This is a genomic window from Bradyrhizobium sp. NC92 (genome assembly GCF_025200865.1).
Lineage (GTDB): Bacteria > Pseudomonadota > Alphaproteobacteria > Rhizobiales > Xanthobacteraceae > Bradyrhizobium.
In genome coordinates, this window is sequence record NZ_CP104171.1 from 4,146,526 (window position 1) to 4,165,888 (window position 19,363).

The following is a 19,363-nucleotide window of genomic DNA, read 5'->3' on the forward strand; positions in this document are numbered from 1 at the left end:
GCCATCAGGACGGCGTGCGCGGCAGTATCTCGGCTGGTCTCCCTGGGCTTGCCTTGTCATGGCGAATGCGACGATTTGCACCTTACGGTTCCATCGCCTTGAGTCGGTCACCTTTCCGCGCATTTCATTTGCCGCCGCGGCGTTCGTCCGCGCTTTCCGGGAGTCCTCCATGATCGGTCTTGTTCGCGCCGTCACAATCTGCGCCGCGCTGGCGCTCGGCCTTGTCGCTGCACAGGCCGCCGACAAGGCGTTCAAGCGCGACGACCTCGCCGATTCCGCGATCAAGCTCGAGGCCCAGATCAAGAGCGAGGCGGGGCCGGTCGCCAAGACCAACGCGACGCTGAAGACGGACGCCGACGCTGCCTTCCGGCGCAATGATTACCGCTCCGGCCTTTCGGTGCTCGGCCAGATCGCCGCGACCACGCCCGAGGATGCCGGCAACTGGCTGCGGCTCGCCAAGGTCGTCTTCCAGATCTCGCCGAAGAGCTCGAGCGAGCAGACCTTCCTGCTGGAGCGCGCCTCGACCGCGGCTTATATCGCCTACATGCGCGCCGGCAATCCGGGCGAGGAGGCCGACGCGCTCGCCGTGCTCGGCAAGGCGCTGGCTGAACGCAAGCTGTGGCGGCCGGCGCTGGATGCGCTGCGGCTGTCGCTCGACATGCGCGAGGTTGCCGACGTCCGCGGCCAATATGAGAGGATGCGCGACGAGCACGGCTTCCGCCTGCTCGACTACACGGTGGACTCGGATTCGGCGAGCCCGCGCGCCTGCTTCCAATTCTCCGAGGAATTGGCCAAGCGCACCGATTTCGCGCCCTTCCTGGCGCTGGCGGGCCAGGACAAGCCAGCGCTGTCGGCCGAAGCCAAGCAGCTCTGCGTCGACGGGCTCAAGCACGGCGAGCGCTACAACATCAATCTACGCGCCGGCCTGCCGTCCACGGTGAAGGAGGGGCTGCCGAAATCGGCCGAGTTCAACATCTATGTGCGCGACCGCAAGCCCTTCGTGCGCTTCACCAGCCGGGCCTATGTGCTGCCGCGGACCGGCCAGCGCGGCATTCCCGTCGTCAGCGTCAACACGCCCGCGGTCAACATCAACGTTTACAGGATCGGTGACCGCAACCTGATCAACACGGTGGTCGACAGCGATTTCCAGAAGACGCTGTCCAAGTATCAGCTCAGCGATCTCGGCGACGAGCGCGGCGTCAAGGTCTGGTCGGGTGAGCTTGCGACCGCGATGACGCTGAATCAGGACGTCACCACGGCATTCCCGGTCGATCAGGCGCTCGGCGAACTGCAGCCCGGTGTCTACGTCATTACGGCAGCGGCCAAGGGCCCAGGCTCGGACGACGACTACCAGCTCGCCACGCAATGGTTCATCGTCTCCGACCTCGGCATCTCCGCTTACTCCGGCAATGACGGCATCCATGTCTTCGTCAATTCGCTGGCGTCGACCGATCCGGTCGGCAAGGCCGAGGTGCGGCTGGTCGCCCGCAACAACGAGATCCTGGCGACGCGCAAGACCGACGAGACCGGTCACGTGCTGTTCGAGGCCGGCCTTGCGCGCGGCGAGGGCGGATTGTCGCCGGCGATGCTCACGGTCACCGGCGAGAAGGCCGACTATGCCTTCCTGAGCCTGAAGACGTCGGCCTTCGACCTGTCCGACCGCGGCGTCTCGGGCCGCGCGGCGCCCGCCGGCGCCGATGCCTTCGTCTATGCCGAGCGTGGCGTGTACCGCTCCAGCGAGACCGTCTTCCTCACCGCGCTGCTGCGCGACGGGCAGGGCAATGCCGTGACCGGCGGTCCGATGACGCTGGTGGTCGAGCGCCCCGACGGCGTCGAATATCGTCGCGCCGTGCTGGCGGATCAGGGCGCCGGCGGCCGCACGCTCTCCGTGCCGCTCAACTCGGCTGTTCCCACCGGAACGTGGCGGGTGCGCGCCTTCACCGATCCGAAGGGGGCTTCGGTCGGCGAAACCACCTTCATGGTCGAGGATTACGTGCCCGATCGGATCGAATTCGACTTGTCCGCCAAGGACAAGCTGATCAAAGCTAACGCTCCAGTGGAGCTTAAGGCCGATGGTCATTTCCTCTATGGCGCACCGGCCTCAGGCCTTCAGCTCGAAGGCGACATGCTGATCGCGCCCGCGGCCGAGCGGCCCGGCTTTGCCGGCTACAAGTTCGGCGTCGACGACGAGGAAACCACCTCGAACGAGCGCACGCCGCTGGAGAGCCTGCCCGAAGCCGACGCCAATGGTGTTGCCACCTTCCCGGTGACGCTGGACAAGCAGCCGGCCTCGACGCGTCCGCAGGAGGCGCAGATCTTCGTCCGCATGGTCGAGACCGGCGGCCGCGCCGTCGAGCGCAAGATCGTGCTGCCGGTCGCGCCCGCGACGGCGCAGATCGGCATCAAGCCGCTGTTCGGCGACAAGAACGTCGCCGAGGGCGACAAGGCCGAGTTCGACGTCGTGTTCGTCTCGCCGGAGGGCGAGAAGCTGCGTCGCGACGGCCTGCGCTACGAGCTCCTGAAGATGGAATCGCGCTACCAGTGGTACCGCCAGAACAACTATTGGGAGTACGAGCCGGTCAAGTCGACCTCGCGCGTCGCCGACGGCGACGTCACGATCGCGGCCGACAAGCCGGCGCGGATCTCGCTCACGCCGCAGCCCGGCCGCTACCGGCTCGACGTCAAGTCGAACGACGCTGACGGCCCGGTGACGTCGGTGCAGTTCGACGTCGGCTGGTACTCGGACGGCAGCGCCGACACGCCGGACCTGCTGGAGACCTCGATTGACAAGCCGCAATATTCCTCCGGCGACACCATGACGGTCTCGGTCAACGTCCGCAGCGCCGGCAAGCTCACCGTCAACGTGCTCGGCGACCGCCTGCTGACGACGCAGACCATCGACGTCAAGGAAGGCACCGCGCAGGTGAAGCTCCCAATCGGCAAGGACTGGGGCACCGGTGCTTATGTGGTGGCGACGCTGCGCCGTCCGCTCGATGCGGCTGCCCAGCGCATGCCGGGCCGGGCGATCGGGCTGAAATGGTTCGGCATCGACAAGCAGACCCGCACCTTGCAGGTGAAGCTGTCGCCGCCCTCGCTGATCCGGCCGAACTCCACGCTGAAGATCCCGGTCAAGCTCGACGGCCTCAATCCGGGCGAGGACGCCAAGGTCGTCATCGCCGCCGTCGATGTCGGCATCCTCAACCTCACCAATTACAAGCCGCCCGCGCCGGACGATTACTATCTCGGCCAGCGCCGCCTCAGCGCCGAGATCCGCGATCTCTACGGGCAGCTGATCGATGGGATGTCCGGCACGCGCGGCCAGATCAAGTCCGGCGGCGATGCCGGTGCGGGTGAGCTCCAGGGCTCGCCGCCCACGCAGAAGCCGCTCGCGCTCTATTCCGGCATCGTCACGGTCGCTGCCGACGGCACCGCGGACGTGAGCTTCGACATTCCGGAGTTCGCCGGCACCGCGCGCGTGATGGCGGTGGCGTGGACCGCGACCAAGCTCGGCCGCGCCAACACCGACGTCGTGATCCGCGATCCCGTCGTGCTGACCACGACGCTGCCGCGCTTCCTGCTCAACGGCGACCACGGCACGGTCAACCTGGAAATCGACAACGTCGAGGGCCAGGCCGGCGACTACGTCATCAATGTGAAGGCGGGCGGTCCGGTGAAGATGATCGGCAATCCCGAAACCACGGTGAAGCTCGCCGCCAAGCAGCGCAATTCGTTCTCGCTCGCGCTCGATGCGACCGCGGCGGGGCAGGCGACGCTCGACGTCGACATCAAGGGGCCGAACGGCCTCGCGCTGGCGCGTCACTATGCCTTCGACGTCAAGGCGGCGACGCAGGTGCTGGCGCGGCGCTCGATCCGGACGCTGGCGAAGGGCGAAAGCCTGACGCTGACCTCGGACATGTTCTCCGACCTCGTGCCGGGCACCGGCAGTGTCTCGGTCTCGGCCAGCCTGTCGACCGCGCTCGATGCGGCAACGATCCTGAAAGCGCTCGACCGCTATCCCTATGGCTGCTCGGAGCAGATCACGAGCCGGGCCATGCCGCTGCTCTATGTCAACGAGCTCGCGGCCGGCGCGCATCTCGCCATGGATACCGAGGTCGACCAGCGCATCCGCGACGCCATCGAGCGGCTGTTGGCGCGCCAGGGCTCGAACGGCTCGTTCGGCCTGTGGTCGGCGGGCGGCGACGATGCCTGGCTCGATGCCTATGTGACGGACTTCCTTACCCGCGCCCGCGAGAAGGGCTTTGCGGTGCCTGATGTCCTGTTCAAGAACGCGCTCGACCGCATCCGCAACTCCGTCGTCAACGGCAACGAGCCGGAGAAGGACGGCGGCCGCGATCTCGCCTACGGCCTCTACGTGCTCGCCCGTAACGGCGCAGCTCCGATCGGCGATCTCCGCTATCTCGCCGATACCAAGCTGAACAACCTCGCGACCCCGATCGCGAAGTCGCAGCTCGCGGCGGCGCTCGCTCTCGTCGGCGACCGCAACCGCGCCGAGCGGGTCTATGGCGCGGCGCTGGACAGCCTTGCGCCCAAACCCGCGCTGGAATTCGGCCGCACCGACTACGGCTCGCAGCTGCGCGATGCCGCAGCATTGGTGTCGCTCGCCAGCGAAGGCAACGCGCCGAGGGCGACGCTGACGCAGGCGGTGTCGCGGGTCGAGACCGCCCGCGGACTGACGCCCTACACCTCGACGCAGGAGAATGCGTGGCTGGTGCTGGCGGCGCGAGCGCTCGCCAAGGAGAACCTCTCGATCGAGGTCGACGGCCAACCGGTCAAGACCGCCTTGTATCGCAGCTACAAGGCGGACACGTTGAGCGGCAAGCCGCTGAAGATCACCAACACCGGCGATGCGCCGGTGCAGGCGGTCGTCTCGGTGTCGGGCTCGCCGGTGACGCCGGAGCCGGCGGCGTCCAACGGCTTCAAGATCGAGCGCAGCTACTACACGCTCGACGGCAAGCCCGCGGACATCAGCAAGGTCAAGCAGAACCAGCGCTTTGCGGTGGTGCTGAAGATCACCGAGGCCAAACCCGAGTACGGCCACATCATGGTGTCCGACTATCTGCCGGCGGGCCTGGAGATCGACAATCCGAAGCTGGTCTCGTCGGGCGACAGCGGGACGCTGGACTGGATCGAGGACGGCGAGGAGCCTGAAGACACCGAGTTCCGCGACGACCGCTTCACCGCGGCCGTCGACCGGGCCTCGGACTCCAAGTCGGTCTTCACCGTCGCCTATGTCGTGCGTGCGGTCTCGCCCGGCAAATACGTGCTGCCGCAGGCCTATGTCGAGGACATGTACAATCCCTCGCGCTATGGGCGGACCGGCACTGGCAGTGTCGAGGTGCGGGCGGCGAAGTGAGTGGTGGTGGGATGAGTAACGCAGCGCTTCCACATACACAGTCGTCATGCCCGGGCTTGGCCCGGGCATCCACGGACTTTGGCGCCGCGGCTCAGAACGTGGATGGCCGGGACAAGCCCGGCCATGACGCGCGGAAAGGGCGGATTGCCTTCCGTCTTATCTCGGCGGCTGCTCATATGCTCATCCTCACCATCATCGGCTTCGTCGCCTGGGTCTACTCCCTCGGCCCGCTCCCGCTCGACGAAGCCCGCCAGGTCTCCACCACCATCGTCGATCGCAACGGCAAGCTGCTGCGCGCCTATGCCATGGCGGATGGGCGCTGGCGGTTGCCGGTCGATGCCAGGACCAACGTCGATCCGACCTACCTGAAACTGCTGTTCGCCTATGAGGACCAGCGCTTCTACGCCCATGACGGCATCGATCCGCTGGCGCTGGGGCGCGCTGCCTTGCAGCTGGGAACGCGCGGTCACATCGTTTCGGGCGGCTCGACCATCACGATGCAGCTCGCCCGCCTGATGGAGCCGCGACGGCAGCGTTCGCTCTATGCAAAGCTGCGGCAGATCGTGCGTGCGATCGAGATCGAGCGCAGCATGAGCAAGGAAGAGATCCTCGATCTCTATCTGGCGCTCGCGCCCTATGGCGGCAATCTCGAAGGAATCCGCGCGGCGTCGATCGCCTATCTCGGCAAGGAGCCGAAGCGGCTGTCGCTGGCGGAGGCCGCGCTGCTGGTCGCGCTGCCGCAGTCGCCGGAGACGCGCCGGCTGGACCGCTATCCTGAGGCGGCGCGAAAGGCGCGCGACCGCGTGCTCGACCGCATGGTCGAGGAGCACGTGGTTAGTGCCGACGACGCGGCGCAGGCCAAGGCTGTGGCGGTGCCGAACCTGCGCAAGCCGATGCCGATCCTGGCGCCGCATGCCTCCGACTCTGCGATGTCGACGGTCAAGGACACGCCGATCATCAAGCTGACGCTCGATGCGAACCTGCAGAAGATGCTGGAGCCGCTGGCGCGCGACCGCGCCATCGCGCTGGGTCCGAACATCTCGGTTGGCATCATCGTGATCGACAATGAGAGCGGCGACGTGCTCGCGCGCGTCGGCTCGGCCGATTATTTCGACGAGAGCCGGGCAGGGCAGGTCGACATGACCCGCGCAGTCCGCTCGCCCGGCTCGACACTGAAGCCTTTCATCTACGGACTCGCCTTCGAGGACGGCTTCGTCCATCCCGACAGCCTGATCGACGACCGGCCGGTCCGCTTCGGCTCCTATGCGCCGGAAAATTTCGACATGACCTTCCAGGGCACGGTGCCGGTGAGGAAGGCGCTGCAATTGTCGTTGAACGTGCCGGCCATCGTGCTGCTCGACCGCGTCGGCTCGAGCCGGCTCGCCTCGCGGCTGCGGCAGGCCGGCGGCAACCTCATCCTGCCCAAGGACGAAGCGCCCGGTCTTGCCATGGGCCTCGGCGGCATCGGCGTGACGCTCCAGGACCTCGCCCAGCTCTATGCCGGCTTCGCCCGGCTCGGAACCACCAAGCCGCTCCGCGAGATCGTGACGGCCAAGGACGATCGCGAGCCGCTCCGGCTGCTGGATCAGGTCGCAGCCTGGCAGGTCGGCAACGTCCTGCTCGGCACGCCCCCGCCGGAGAACGCCGCCCACAACCGCGTCGCCTTCAAGACCGGCACCTCCTATGGCTATCGCGATGCCTGGTCGGTCGGCTTCGACGGCCGCATGACTATCGGCGTCTGGGTCGGCCGTCCGGATGGGGCGCCGGTTCCCGGCCTGATCGGACGCGTCGCGGCTGCGCCCATCCTGTTCGACGCCTTCGCTCGCAGCGGCAAGACGCTGACCCCCTTGCCGAAGCCCCCCAAGGGAACCCTGGTCGCAAGCAACGCGAAGCTGCCGCTGCCCTTGAAGCGGTTCCGCCCGGTCGGCGAACTGGTGCGAAGCGGGGGTGAGCAGGCGCTGCACATCCAGTTTCCCCTGAACGGCTCGCGGATCGACGTCGATCGATCAGGTGGCCGGGAGAGCGCAGCCATGCCGGTCAAGGTCGCCGGCGGCGTGCTGCCCATGACGGTCATGGTTAACGGCACCGCGCTCGGCGAGATCGACGGCCGCCGGCAACGGCTGATCGATCCGCCCGGCCCGGGCTTTGCACGGCTCACCGTGATCGACGCCACGGGCGCCGCGGACACAGTCGTCATTCGAATTCAATGACCCTGCCTTAAGCGGTTGTGGCCATGGCGGTTTCAGCGTAAGCGGAACCAATGGCCGAGACCTACCCAAGCCCCCGTTTTGGAGCCCCCCGCGAGTCGAAATCGCCCGCAAATCCGGGCAGCGGGCTCGTGCGCATGCTTGACATCGTCACCGCCAGCCACGCGCGCGCGGTCGGCTTCCTGGTGCTGTGCGCGCTGCTGCTGTTCCTGCCGGGCTTCTTCACCATTCCGCCGATCGATCGCGATGAGGCACGGTTTGCCCAGGCCACCAAGCAGATGGTCGAGAGCGGCGACTACGTCGATATCCGCTTTCAGGAGGACGTCCGCTACAAGAAGCCGGTCGGCATCTACTGGTTGCAATCGGCGACCGTCGAAGCCGCCACGATGCTCAAGCTGCCGAAGGCCGAATTGCGCATCTGGGTCTACCGGCTGCCGTCGCTGATGGGCGCGATCGGCGCCGTGCTCATGACCTATTGGGCCGCGCTCGGCTTCGTCACGCGGCGCGCCGCGGTGCTGGCGGCGCTGATGATGTGCGCCTCCGTGCTGCTCGGTGTCGAAGCGCGCCTGGCGAAGACCGATGCGATGCTGCTGCTTTGCGTCGTCTCCGCGATGGGCGCGATGGCGCGGGCCTATTTGTCCTGGCAGCGCGCCGAGGACGAGACGCATCCGCCGTGGAGCTGGCCCGCGATTTTCTGGACCGCGCTCGCGGTGGGCATCCTGATCAAGGGCCCGCTGATCCTGATGTTTGCAGGCCTGACCATCGTCGCGCTCGCGATCCAGGATCGCGACGCCTCCTGGCTGTGCAAGCTGCGGCCGGTCTGGGGCCTGATGTGGATGCTGGTGCTGGTGCTGCCGTGGTTCGTCGCGATCTTCTGGCGCGCGGGCGAAACCTTCTTCGCTGACTCCGTCGGCGGTGACATGCTGAGCAAGATCGGGGCCCAGGAATCCCACGGCGCGCCGCCCGGACTGTACCTGGCGCTGTTCTGGATCACGTTCTGGCCGGGCGCGCCGCTGGCGGCGATGGCGGCGCCTGCGGTCTGGCGGGCCCGGCGCGAGCCCGGCGCGCAGTTCCTGCTGGCCTGGCTGATCCCGTCCTGGATCGTGTTCGAGGCCGTGCTGACCAAGCTGCCGCATTACGTGCTGCCGCTGTATCCAGCGATCGCGATCCTCACCGCCGGCGCGGTGGAGCGGCGCGTGCTGTCGCGCTCCTGGCTCATGCGCGGGTCGGCCTGGTGGTTCGCGATCCCCGCCGCCGCCTCGATCATTGCGGTGGTCGGGGCGGTGATGCTGACGCGGCAGCCCGCCTTCGTGGCCTGGCCGTTCATCGCGGCCGCGCTGATCTTCGGCCTGTTCGCCTGGTGGCTGTTCGATACCAACCGCGCCGAGCGCTCACTGCTAAACGCGCTGGTCGCAGCCCTGATGCTCGCCGTGACAATTTACGGCATCGTCCTGCCGTCGCTGACGCCGCTATTTCCCAGCATCGAGATCGCGCGCGCGCTTCGCAACGTCACCTGCGTCGGACCAAAGGCGGCTGCGGCCGGTTATCACGAGCCGAGCCTCGTCTTCCTGGCGGGCACCCGGACCTTGCTCACCGACGGCTCCGGCGCGGCGGACTTCCTGCGGCAGGGCAGCTGCCGCTTCGCGCTGATCGAGCAGCGCTCGGAGCGCAGCTTCGTGCAGCGCGCCGAGGCGATCGGGCTGCGCTACAAGGTCGGCGCGCGCATCGACGGTTATAATTTCTCGCAAGGACGAGCCATCTCGATCTCGATCTTCCGCTCGGAAGGTACCGAATAGGATGCAGGCGCCGACCGATATTGCGCCGCATGCCGGTTACCCCGCGCAATTGCTCGCCGTGTCCTGGCGCGCGCTGGCGCAGCTCGTGCGGTCGCCCTCGCATTCGTGCCGCGCCGAGGCCGCCCGGAAGCTGGCGCGGCATTCACTATGGCTTGCCATGGCGGGTGCAGCCCTGGTCATCGTGCTGATGGTCGCGTTCGATCAGACCGAGATCCTGCTGATGCCGCCGCGCGGCACGCCGAGCCTGTGGCCGATCCGGATCCTGACCGATTTCGGCAAGGACGAGTATATCCTCTCGGTGCTTGGGGCTGCGCTGGTGGTGCTGGCGCTCGTCGCGGCCGGGCTGCGCGGGAGCCGCCGCGCGCTGCTGCTGGGCTTCGGCACACGGCTGCAATTCATGTTTCTGTCGGTTGCCGTGTCTGCCTTCGTCGCCGAGATCCTGAAATATCTCATCGGCCGCGGACGCCCCTTCGTCGGGGGCACGGCCAATCCGTTCAACTTCGTTCCGTTCGAGGGGACGGGAGCTTATGCCAGCCTGCCGTCGGGCCATGCCGTGGCTGCGTTCGCCCTGGCGTTTGCCGTGTCCGCATTGTGGCCGCGCCTGCGCGTCTTCATGTTCACTTACGCAATCGTGATCCTGCTGACGCGCCTCGTGCTGCTGGCGCATCACCCGAGCGACGTCGTGGCCGGCGCTCTGGTCGGAACGGTCGGCGCCCTGGCCGTCCGCTACTGGTTCGCGGCTCGAAAACTCGGCTTTGCCATCCGCGCCGACGGCACCATCGTGCCGCTTTCAGGGACGGTTTCCGACCGCCTCAAAAGGGTTGCCCACCGGGCATCCGCCCCATAAAAGCGGCTGCCTGCCGGGATCACCGGTTCCCTTGGGCAGGTCAATTCCAACCACGAGCCTCGATTTGTCGACGTCCCAGCCATCGGTTTCCATCGTCGTTCCCGTGCGCAACGAAGCCGACAACATCGCGCCACTGATCGCGGAGATCGGCGCGGCGCTCGATGGCCGCTGGCCCTATGAGATCATCTACGTCAACGATGGCTCCACCGACGCCACCGGCGAGCGGCTTGCCGCCATCATGAAACAACGGAGCAATCTGCGTCAGCTTCGCCATGCAAGATCGGGCGGCCAGTCCGCGGCCGTGCGCAGCGGCGTGCGCGCGGCGCGCGGAGAGATCGTGGCGACGCTCGACGGCGACGGCCAGAACAATCCGGCCTTCCTGCCCGACCTGATCGCGGCGGTCGAGAAGGGAGCAGGGCGCGTCGGGCTCGCTGCCGGCCAGCGCGTCGGGCGCAAGGACACCGGTTTCAAGAAATTCCAGTCGCGCGTGGCCAATGGGGTTCGCAATGCCATCCTGAAGGACGGCACGCGCGACACCGGCTGCGGGCTGAAGGCGTTTCGCCGCGACGTCTTCCTGATGCTGCCCTATTTCGACGGGCTGCATCGCTTCCTCCCCGCGTTGGTCCGCCGCGAAGGCTACGACATCGCCTATGTCGACGTGATCGACCGGCCGCGCCATTCCGGCGTGTCCAACTATGGCTTCTTCGATCGGCTGTGGATCGGCATCATGGATCTCGCAGGCGTGTGGTGGCTGATCCGCCGCAAGAAGCCGACGCCAGAAGTGACCGAGGTGAACGCATGATCATTCAATACGGTCAGGCGCTGAGCAATTATCTCTATGACGTCTTCGTCGCCAAGTTCGATTTCTGGCTGGCGTTCGGCCTCGTCGCGCAATTGTTCTTCACCGCGCGCTTCCTGGTGCAGTGGATCGCGAGCGAGCGCGCCGGCAACAGCGTGGTGCCGATGGCGTTCTGGTTCTGCTCGATGGGCGGCGGGCTGATGACGCTGGTCTATGGCGTCGTGAAGCGCGAGCCCGTGATCATCCTCGGACAGTCGCTGGCGACGATCATCTACATCCGCAACATCATGCTGATCTGGAAGAACCGCGGCACCGCCTCGAAGACGCTGGACCGCTGATACGACGTGTTTATCGCGGCAGCGCCGACGCCGCGCCTGAGGCGGGCAGGGTGGCCGTCTCCGTCTCGGTTCTGCGGTAGGGCTCGCCGGCGGCATCGAGCACGGGATACGCGACCGAGCAGATATGCGAATGGATGCGCCTGAGGTCGCGCAGCACGTCGAGATGCAGCGAGGTCGTTTCGATGGTCTCGGAGCGGCCCTCGCGCAGGCGGTCGAGATGACGCTCGACGGCGGCAAGCTCGGCGTTCTTCAGCATGGTCTTTTCAACCAGCAGCTTGCGCGCCTCGTTGGCGTCGCCCGACATGAAGACGCCGAAGGCGATGCGCAGCGAATCCATCGTGCGCTTGTGGAAGGCGGCGAGCTCCTCGGCCCCCTCGGCCGAGAACTGGAAGCGGCGCTTGATCTTCTTGGTGGCGAGTTCGCTCAGGCTCTTGTCGATGATGTCGCCGATATGCTCGAGGTTGATGGCGAAGGAGATGATCTCCATCGCGCGCCGCCCTTCGCTCTCGTCGAGGCTGCCGCGCATCAATTTCGTCACGTAGAGCTTGATGGCCTCGTCCAGACCGTCGACGAGATTGTCCATCTTGGAGACCTGGTCGACCAGCGCACGGTCGCCGGTCATCATCGCGGCCATCACCTTGCGCAGCATCACCTCGACGAAGTCGCCCATGCGCAAGGTCTCGCGGGCGGCGTCGGCGAGCGCAAGCGAGGGCGTCTCCAGCGCGGTCTCGTCGAGATAGCGCGGCCGGGCCGGGTCGGCCTCCTGCACCCGATCGGGCAGCAGCCACGTGAGCAGGCGCGACAAGGTGTCGAGCAGGCCGATGAAGAGGACGGCCGTGCCGACGTTGAAGGCGATGTGGAAGGCCGCCGTCATCTTCGCGAGATCCGGCTGCCAGGCATGCATGTGCCCGGCGATGACGCCGAGGAAGGGCAGCACGAGCGCGATCCCGATCACGCGGTTGACGAGATTGCCGACCGGCAGGCGATAGCTCGCGGGATCGTCGCGCCTGGCGCCTTCGAACACCGGATTGATGGCGCTGCCGAGATTGGCACCCAGCACCAGCGCCAGCGCCGCTTCCGGCGTGATGAACTGCGAATAGGCCAGCGACATGATCAGAAGCACGCTGGCGACGCTCGAATGTACCGCCCAGGTGACGAGCGCGGCGATGACGATGCAGAGCACGGGATCGCCGGTGACGGCCGACATCACGAGGCGCATGCCGGGTGCGTTCTCCGCCGGCGCCATCGTGTCGAGCAGGATGTGCAGCGACAGCAGCATCAGGCCGAGGCCGATGCAGACGCGGCCAATGTCCTTGATCCGGGAGCGCGGTCCCGAGCGGAAGGCGACGAGGCCGAGCACGAACAGCACCGGCGCGACGGCTGCGATGTTGAATGACAGCACCTGCACGATCAGCGTCGTGCCGACATTGGCTCCCAGCATGATGGCGAGCGCTGCGGCGAGACTGACGAGGCCCTCGGCCGCGAACGACGAGGTGATCAGCGCCGTCGCCGTGCTGCTCTGGAGCAGCGCCGTGAGCGAGATCCCGGCCGCGAAGGCGCTGGCGCGGTTGCTCAGCGCCTTGCCGAGCAGGCGCCTGAGGTCGGGGCCGAAGGCGCGCAAGATCCCGCTGTGGACCATGTGCAGGCCCCACAGCAACAGCGCAACGCCGCCCATGAGATCGAGCAGAACCAACGTTCCCATGCTCCGTGTCCGGATTGGAAGTCAATTGGTGAGGCTAGCGCCAAATGCTTGAGGATCAAACCATTTGTTGGCGCATCGGCGTTAACGTTTACGGCACGAGCACGTTCCCGCGGCGCGCATTGGCGCGTCCGCAGGCGCGATGCCTTGCGCGCAGGCTCACATTGCCGCTTTGAGGGCAGCGAAGCCGCGATCGAGATCGGCCTTGAGATCGTCGGTGCTCTCGAGCCCGATGTGGAGACGCAGCGTCGGGCCGCCGGGCGCCCATTTGGTCGCGGTCCGATAGGCGTCGCAATCAAAGGGAATCGCGAGGCTTTCGAATCCGCCCCAGGAGAAGCCCATGCCGAACAGCTTGAGCGTGTTGAGCATGGTGTCGACCGCCTTCTGCGGCGCCGGCTTCAGCACGATGCTGAACAGGCCCGAGGCGCCGCTGAAGTCGCGCTTCCAGATCGCATGACCGGGATCGGTCTCAAGCCCGGGATGCAGCACGCGCGCGACCTCAGGCCTCGCCGCCAGCCAGCGCGCCATCTCGAGCCCGGAGCGATGATGTTGCGCGAGCCGCACCGACAGGGTGCGCAGGCCGCGCAGCGCCAGGAAGACGTCGTCGGGGCCGGCGCAGACGCCGAGCAGGCGGATGCCTTCGGCGATCATCGGCCAGGCCTTGGCGTTGGCCGAGATGGTGCCGAACATGATGTCGGAATGGCCGCCGATATATTTGGTGGCGGCCTGCATGCTGATGTCGACGCCCTGTTCCAGCGAGCGGTGATAGAGCGGCGTCGCCCAGGTGTTGTCGTCGATGACGAGCGCGCCGCGCCCATGCGCGACGTCGGCGATGACGCGGATGTCGGGCATCTCGAACGACTGCGAGCCCGGCGCCTCCACCAGAACGGCCCGGGTGTTGGGCTTGAACAGCTTGTCGATGCCGGCGCCGATCAGCGGATCGAAATAGGTGGTCTCGACGCCGTAGCGCGTCAGCATGCCGTTGCAGAAATTGCGCGTGGGCCGATAGACGTTGTCGACCACCAGGATGTGGTCGCCGGCCTTCAGCACCGAGAGCAGGGTGGTGGAGATCGCCGACAGCCCGGACGGCACGATGCCGACGCCGGCGCATTGCGGACCCTCCAGCGCCATCAGCGTCTCCTGGAACGCCTTGGTGGTCGGGGAACCGTGACGGCCATAGGTGAACTCGCCGCGATGGGCGTGCAGGTCCTCGGCGGTCGGATAGAGCACGGTCGAGCCGTGGAAGACCGGCGGATTGACGAACCCCTTCTGCGCCTTGGTGTCGCGGCCGGAGGTGACCAGCCGGGTTTCGGCGTGCTGCTCTTGGGGGTGCGAAGAATCCATGCGTCTGCTTTCAAAACCGCGTTTTCCACCGGACGCATCGCGCCCCTGGGCCGGCCGGAAGGCCGCGGTCGTTAATAACAGAACACAGAAGAGTCCCGTCAACCCCTTGACCCGGCTCGCCAGTCGTTCTGTGATGCGCAGGTGCTATTCAGTCGCCGCATGTTGAGGGGCCTGCCGCGACCTTCGATCCATTGCCTGACCGGACTTCGCGTCACAGCCAACGAGATGGCGGGCGCCAGCGGCGGGGATGAAGGTATGGCCTCCCGAGATCGGCGAGTGTTCGGCAGGGTTTTCCAGCATGACTCTTGCAAAGGCCAGTTAGAAGACCTGGCCTGGCAGAGACGAACCTAACGACAACATTCCTGACCTTGAGACGACCTTGAAAGGCCCAAAGCCCATGAAACGCGTAACCCTGGCTCTCACCCTTGCTCTCGCCGCCGGCCTCACCGCCCAAGCCGCCGATGCGCAAACGCTCAAGACCGTCAAGGACCGGGGCATGGTATCCTGCGGCGTCAGCCAGGGCCTGCCGGGCTTCTCCTCGCCCGACGACAAGGGCAACTGGACCGGCATCGACGTCGACGTCTGCCGCGCCATTGCCGGCGCGATCTTCAACGATCCGACCAAGGTCAAGTTCGTGCCGCTGTCCGCCAAGGACCGCTTCACCGCGCTGCAATCCGGCGAGATCGACGTGCTCTCGCGCAACACCACCTGGACCATCTCGCGCGACACCTCGCTCGGCGCCAATTTCACCGGAGTGACCTATTACGACGGGCAGGGCTTCATGGTGAAGAAGTCGCTGAAGGTGAATTCGGCGCTCGAGCTCAACAGCGCGTCGGTCTGCGTGCAGACCGGCACCACCACCGAGCAGAATCTCGCCGACTACTTCAAGGCCAACAACATGAAGTACGAGGTGATCGCGTTCGCCACCAACGACGAAACCGTCAAGGCCTATGAAGCCGGCCGCTGCGACGTCTTCACCACCGACCAGTCGGGCCTGTACGCCAATCGCCTCAAGCTCGCCAATCCCAACGAGCATATGGTGCTGCCCGAGATCATCTCGAAGGAGCCGCTCGGCCCGATGGTGCGCCACGGCGACGACCAGTGGTTCGACATCGTGAAATGGACGCTGTTTGCGATGCTCACCGCCGAAGAGCTCGGCGTCAGCTCGAAGAACGTCGACGAGAAGGCGAAGCTGGAAAATCCCGAGCTGAAGCGCGTGCTCGGCAGCGACGGCAATTTCGGCGAACAGCTCGGCCTGACCAAGGATTGGGTGGTGCGGATCGTGAAGACCGTCGGCAATTACGGCGAGGTGTTCGATCGCAACGTCGGTGCCGGCTCGCCGCTCGGCATCAATCGCGGCGTCAACAATCTCTGGAACAAGGGCGGTCTTCAGTACGCGCCGCCGATCCGCTGATCAGCCCCGATCGGCCGGCAGCGGCATGAGCACCGAGGCTCGAAAACCGCCGCCCCAGATCGCGCTGAAGATCCGGCGCATTCTGGGCGGCAAGGCAGGCTGGAACGGCGTTGCCGTCCAGTTTGCCTTCGCGGCGATCCTGGGCTGGATCGGCTACGAGATCGTCTCCAATGCGCGGGCCAATCTCGAGAACCAGCACATCGCCGCCGGCTTCGGCTTCCTCAGGAACAATGCCGGCTTCGACGTCAACCAGACCCTGATCTCCTATACCGGCTCGGACACGTTCCTGCGCGTGTTCGTGGTCGGGCTGTTGAACACGCTCGTGGTCTCCGTGGTGGGCATCTTCTTCGCCACGGTGATCGGCTTCATCGTCGCGCTGTGCCGGCTGTCGCCCAATTGGCTGCTGTCGCGCGTCGGCGAGATCTATGTCGAGGTCATCCGCAACCTGCCGCTGCTGTTCCAGATCCTGTTCTGGTATCTGGCGGTGCTCGCGGCCTTGCCCAATCCGCGGCAGAGCATTTCCCTGCTCGGCGTCGCCTTCATCAGCAATCGCGGCCTCGTCGTTCCGAGCCCGATCGGCGAGAGCGGTCTCGAGCCATTCCTGGCGGTGCTGGCGCTCGGCATCGTCGCCGCGCTGGCGCTGCGCTTCTACGCCAGGCGAGCGCTGTTTCAGCGCGGGCAGGTGATCCACATCTGGCCTTACGTGCTGGCCCTGCTGTTCGGGCTTCCGCTCGCCACGATGCTGGTATTCGGTCTGCCCTTCACCTTCGAGCTGCCCCAGCTGAAGGGGTTCAACTTCGCCGGCGGCTCACGCATCATCCCGGAATTCGTGGCGCTGACGGTGGCGCTGTCGACCTATACCGCCGCCTTCATCGCCGAGATCGTGCGCGCCGGCATCCTGTCCGTTCACAAGGGGCAGATGGAGGCGGGATCTTCGCTCGGCCTCAGCCGCGGCGCCACGCTCCGCCTCATCGTGGTGCCGCAGGCCATGCGCGTCATCGTGCCGCCGCTGACCAACCAGTACCTCAATCTCACCAAGAACTCGTCGCTGGCGGTCGCGATCGGCTATCCTGACCTGGTGTCGGTGTTCGCCGGCACGTCGCTGAGCCAGACCGGGCAGGCGATCGAGATCATCGCCATGACGATGGGTGTTTATCTCCTGATCTCGCTCCTCACCAGCGCGATCATGAGCGTCTACGGTTGGCGCGTCAGCCGGAGCCTCGGCGCATGAGGGATGTCATGTCATCCAACTTCGTCCGCCAGGACCTGCTCGCCGAGCGTCCGGCGCCGGTGAAGACGACGGGCTTCATCGGCCTGATGCGCACGCGCCTGTTCAACTCGCCGACCAACATCCTGCTGACGATCCTGGGCGCCTTGCTGCTCTGGTTCACCATCATTCCCTCCGTCAAGTTCCTGATGGTCGATGCGGTCTGGAGCGGCAAGGACCGCGCCGCGTGCCTCGCCGAGAACGCCGGCTTCGCGGTCGGCGCCTGCTGGCCCTACATCCAGGCGAAGCTCCCGCAACTGATCTACGGCTTCTATCCCGAGGCCGAGCGCTGGCGGGTGAACCTGACGCTGTTGCTCGCAGCCGTCCTGCTGTTGCCGCTGCTCGTTCCGCGGCTGCCGGCAAAGAGCCTGAATGCCGGCCTGTTCTTCGTCGCCTTTCCGGTGGTGGCCTTCTTCCTGCTGCACGGCGGCGGCATCAAGGGCTTTGGGCTGAGCTGGACCGCTGGCCTGCTGCAATTGTTCGACGAGAGCATCGTCGGTGCCGGACAGGCGCTGCTCACCTCGAGCAGGACCTCTGCGGTCGGCCCGCTGCTCTGGGCCGTCGGCAGCCTCATCGTTCTGCTGGGCACGGTGATCCATTGGCTGATCGTTCCGCTCACCTGGCTGCGCGACTATATCCAGGGCACGGGCCAGTCGGTCTGGACGGATTTCGCCATCACAGCCGCGATCGTCTGCCTGATCGCCTTCGTTCTCGGCGGCGGTGTTCGCACCGGCGGGCGGGCTCTGGCATCGAGCATCGCCACCTTCATTGCCATCGCCATCGTGATCAAGCTGATGGATCTCGACCACGGCGGATTGCCGGTCGTGACGACGAACCTGTGGGGCGGCCTCCTGGTGACGCTGGTGGTCTCCGTCACCGGCATCGTCACCTCACTGCCGATCGGCATTGCGCTCGCGCTCGGCCGCCGCTCGACGATTCCCCTGATCCGGATCTTCTCGATCGCCTTCATCGAGTTCTGGCGCGGCGTGCCGCTGATCACCGTGCTGTTCTTCGCAACCTACATGCTGCCCCTGTTCCTGCCCGGAAATTTCACCGTCGATGGCCTGGTGCGTGCGCTGATCGGCATCGCGCTGTTCACCGGTGCCTATCAGGCCGAGAACGTCCGCGGCGGGCTCGCGGCGATCCCGCGCGGTCAAAGCGAGGCGGCCGCCGCCCTCGGGCTGTCCTGGTGGAAGACGACCTCGCTGATCGTGCTGCCGCAGGCGCTGCGGCACGTCATTCCGAACCTCGTCAACAGCTTCATCTCGCTGTTCAAGGACACCTCGCTGGTCTCGATCGTGGCGCTGTTCGATCTGCTCGGCTCGCTGCGCGCCTCGTTCGCGGATCCGAAATGGTCGACGCCGTCGACGGCGTTCACCGGCTTCGCCTTCGCCGGGATCATCTACTTCATGTTCTGCTTTGGAATGTCGCGCTATTCGTTGTTCGTCGAGCGGCGCCTCAACGCCCACCGCCGCAACTGATCGAGGCCACCATGTCCGCCCCCATCGTCAAGATTTCCGGCCTGAACAAATGGTACGGCGATTTCCACGTCCTGCGCGACGTCGACCTCGAGGTGCAGAAGGGCGAGCGCATCGTGATCTGCGGCCCCTCGGGCTCGGGCAAGTCCACGCTGATCCGCTGCATCAACGCGCTGGAGGAATTCCAGGAGGGCGAGATCGTCGTCGACGGCATCGAGCTCGGGCCGAACCTCAAGCACATCGACGCGGTTCGCCGTGAAGTCGGCATGGTGTTCCAAAGCTTCAATCTGTTCCCGCATCTGACCGTGCTCGACAATTGCACGTTGGCGCCGATCTGGGTCCGCAACATCCCCAAGAAGGACGCCGAGGCGACTGCGATGAAGTTCCTGGAGCGGGTCAAGATCCCGCACCAGGCCAACAAGTTTCCGGGCCAGATGTCCGGCGGCCAGCAGCAGCGTGTCGCGATTGCCCGGGCCCTGACCATGAACCCGAAGGTGATGCTGTTCGACGAGCCGACTTCGGCGCTCGACCCCGAGATGGTCAAGGAGGTGCTCGACACCATGGTCGACCTCGCTGAAGAAGGCATGACCATGCTGGTCGTCACCCACGAGATGGGCTTTGCCCGCGAGGTTGCCAATCGCGTCGTGTTCATGGACGCCGGGCAGATCATCGAGGCCAACACCCCGAACGAGTTCTTCGCCGCCCCGCAGCACGCGCGCACGAAGCTGTTCCTGAGCCAGATACTGCGCTGAGCCACGGCGCCGGCGGCCTCGCCGGCCTGACCGCAAGCCTGGCACCAT

Annotated in this window: 12 protein-coding genes; 10 read left to right on the top strand and 2 right to left on the bottom strand. The window is 66.2% G+C overall.

Translation table 11 applies throughout. The features are described from left to right. Nucleotides 1–169 precede the first annotated feature (169 nt). From N2602_RS19445 to N2602_RS19470, 6 genes are all read left to right on the top strand, one after another. Nucleotides 170–5,374, top strand: a complete 5,205-nt coding sequence (locus N2602_RS19445; protein WP_260383594.1) for an alpha-2-macroglobulin — start codon at nt 170–172, stop codon at nt 5,372–5,374. A 98-nt stretch (nt 5,375–5,472) separates the two neighbouring features. After that, on the top strand, nt 5,473–7,584 hold the full coding sequence (gene pbpC, locus N2602_RS19450; protein ID WP_409241909.1) for a penicillin-binding protein 1C: 2,112 nt from the start codon (nt 5,473–5,475) through the stop codon (nt 7,582–7,584). 50 nt (nt 7,585–7,634) lie between these two features. After that, a complete protein-coding gene (locus N2602_RS19455) occupies nt 7,635–9,377 on the top strand; it encodes a glycosyltransferase family 39 protein (RefSeq protein WP_260383596.1) in 1,743 nt (580 codons plus the stop codon). Between the two features lies 1 nt (nt 9,378). Then, nucleotides 9,379–10,224 (top strand): phosphatase PAP2 family protein, encoded by an 846-nt coding sequence (locus tag N2602_RS19460; RefSeq protein ID WP_212257029.1) that lies wholly within the window; start codon nt 9,379–9,381, stop codon nt 10,222–10,224. Nucleotides 10,225–10,288: 64 nt separating this feature from the next. Next, a complete protein-coding gene (locus N2602_RS19465; RefSeq protein WP_212257030.1) occupies nt 10,289–11,026 on the top strand; it encodes a glycosyltransferase family 2 protein in 738 nt (245 codons plus the stop codon). After that, nucleotides 11,023–11,361: a lipid-A-disaccharide synthase N-terminal domain-containing protein gene (locus N2602_RS19470; protein ID WP_025036223.1), complete on the top strand. Its 339-nt coding sequence runs from the start codon at nt 11,023–11,025 to the stop codon at nt 11,359–11,361. Before N2602_RS19465 ends, N2602_RS19470 begins: the two co-directional genes overlap by 4 nt. A 10-nt stretch (nt 11,362–11,371) precedes the next feature. Here N2602_RS19470 and N2602_RS19475 read toward each other — a convergent pair whose 3' ends face one another. Further along, nucleotides 11,372–13,063, bottom strand: coding sequence for a Na/Pi cotransporter family protein (locus N2602_RS19475; protein ID WP_260383597.1), 1,692 nt, complete (start codon nt 13,061–13,063; stop codon nt 11,372–11,374). Between the two features lie 156 nt (nt 13,064–13,219). Further along, nucleotides 13,220–14,404 carry a cystathionine beta-lyase gene (metC, locus tag N2602_RS19480; protein ID WP_212257032.1) on the bottom strand — a complete coding sequence of 395 codons (1,185 nt, stop codon included), beginning with the start codon at nt 14,402–14,404 and terminating at the stop codon, nt 13,220–13,222. Nucleotides 14,405–14,801: 397 nt separating this feature from the next. On the opposite strand from metC, the gene N2602_RS19485 reads away from it, so the two are divergent. From N2602_RS19485 to N2602_RS19500, 4 genes are read left to right on the top strand one after another with little or no spacing between them, the layout of a single operon-like run. Beyond that, nucleotides 14,802–15,818, top strand: coding sequence for an amino acid ABC transporter substrate-binding protein (locus tag N2602_RS19485; protein ID WP_172789105.1), 1,017 nt, complete (start codon nt 14,802–14,804; stop codon nt 15,816–15,818). Between the two features lie 25 nt (nt 15,819–15,843). Then, entirely contained in the window at nt 15,844–17,049 is a 1,206-nt protein-coding gene (locus tag N2602_RS19490; protein WP_260383598.1) for an amino acid ABC transporter permease, read from the top strand. Further along, nucleotides 17,046–18,566 (top strand): amino acid ABC transporter permease, encoded by a 1,521-nt coding sequence (locus N2602_RS19495; RefSeq protein ID WP_260383599.1) that lies wholly within the window; start codon nt 17,046–17,048, stop codon nt 18,564–18,566. The genes N2602_RS19490 and N2602_RS19495 overlap by 4 nt, the downstream gene beginning before the upstream one ends. A gap of 11 nt (nt 18,567–18,577) precedes the next feature. After that, the gene (locus tag N2602_RS19500) at nt 18,578–19,315 is read left to right on the top strand and encodes an amino acid ABC transporter ATP-binding protein (RefSeq protein ID WP_260383600.1); all 738 of its coding nucleotides are present in this window, start codon (nt 18,578–18,580) and stop codon (nt 19,313–19,315) included. The last annotated feature ends 48 nt before the right edge of the window (nt 19,316–19,363 follow it).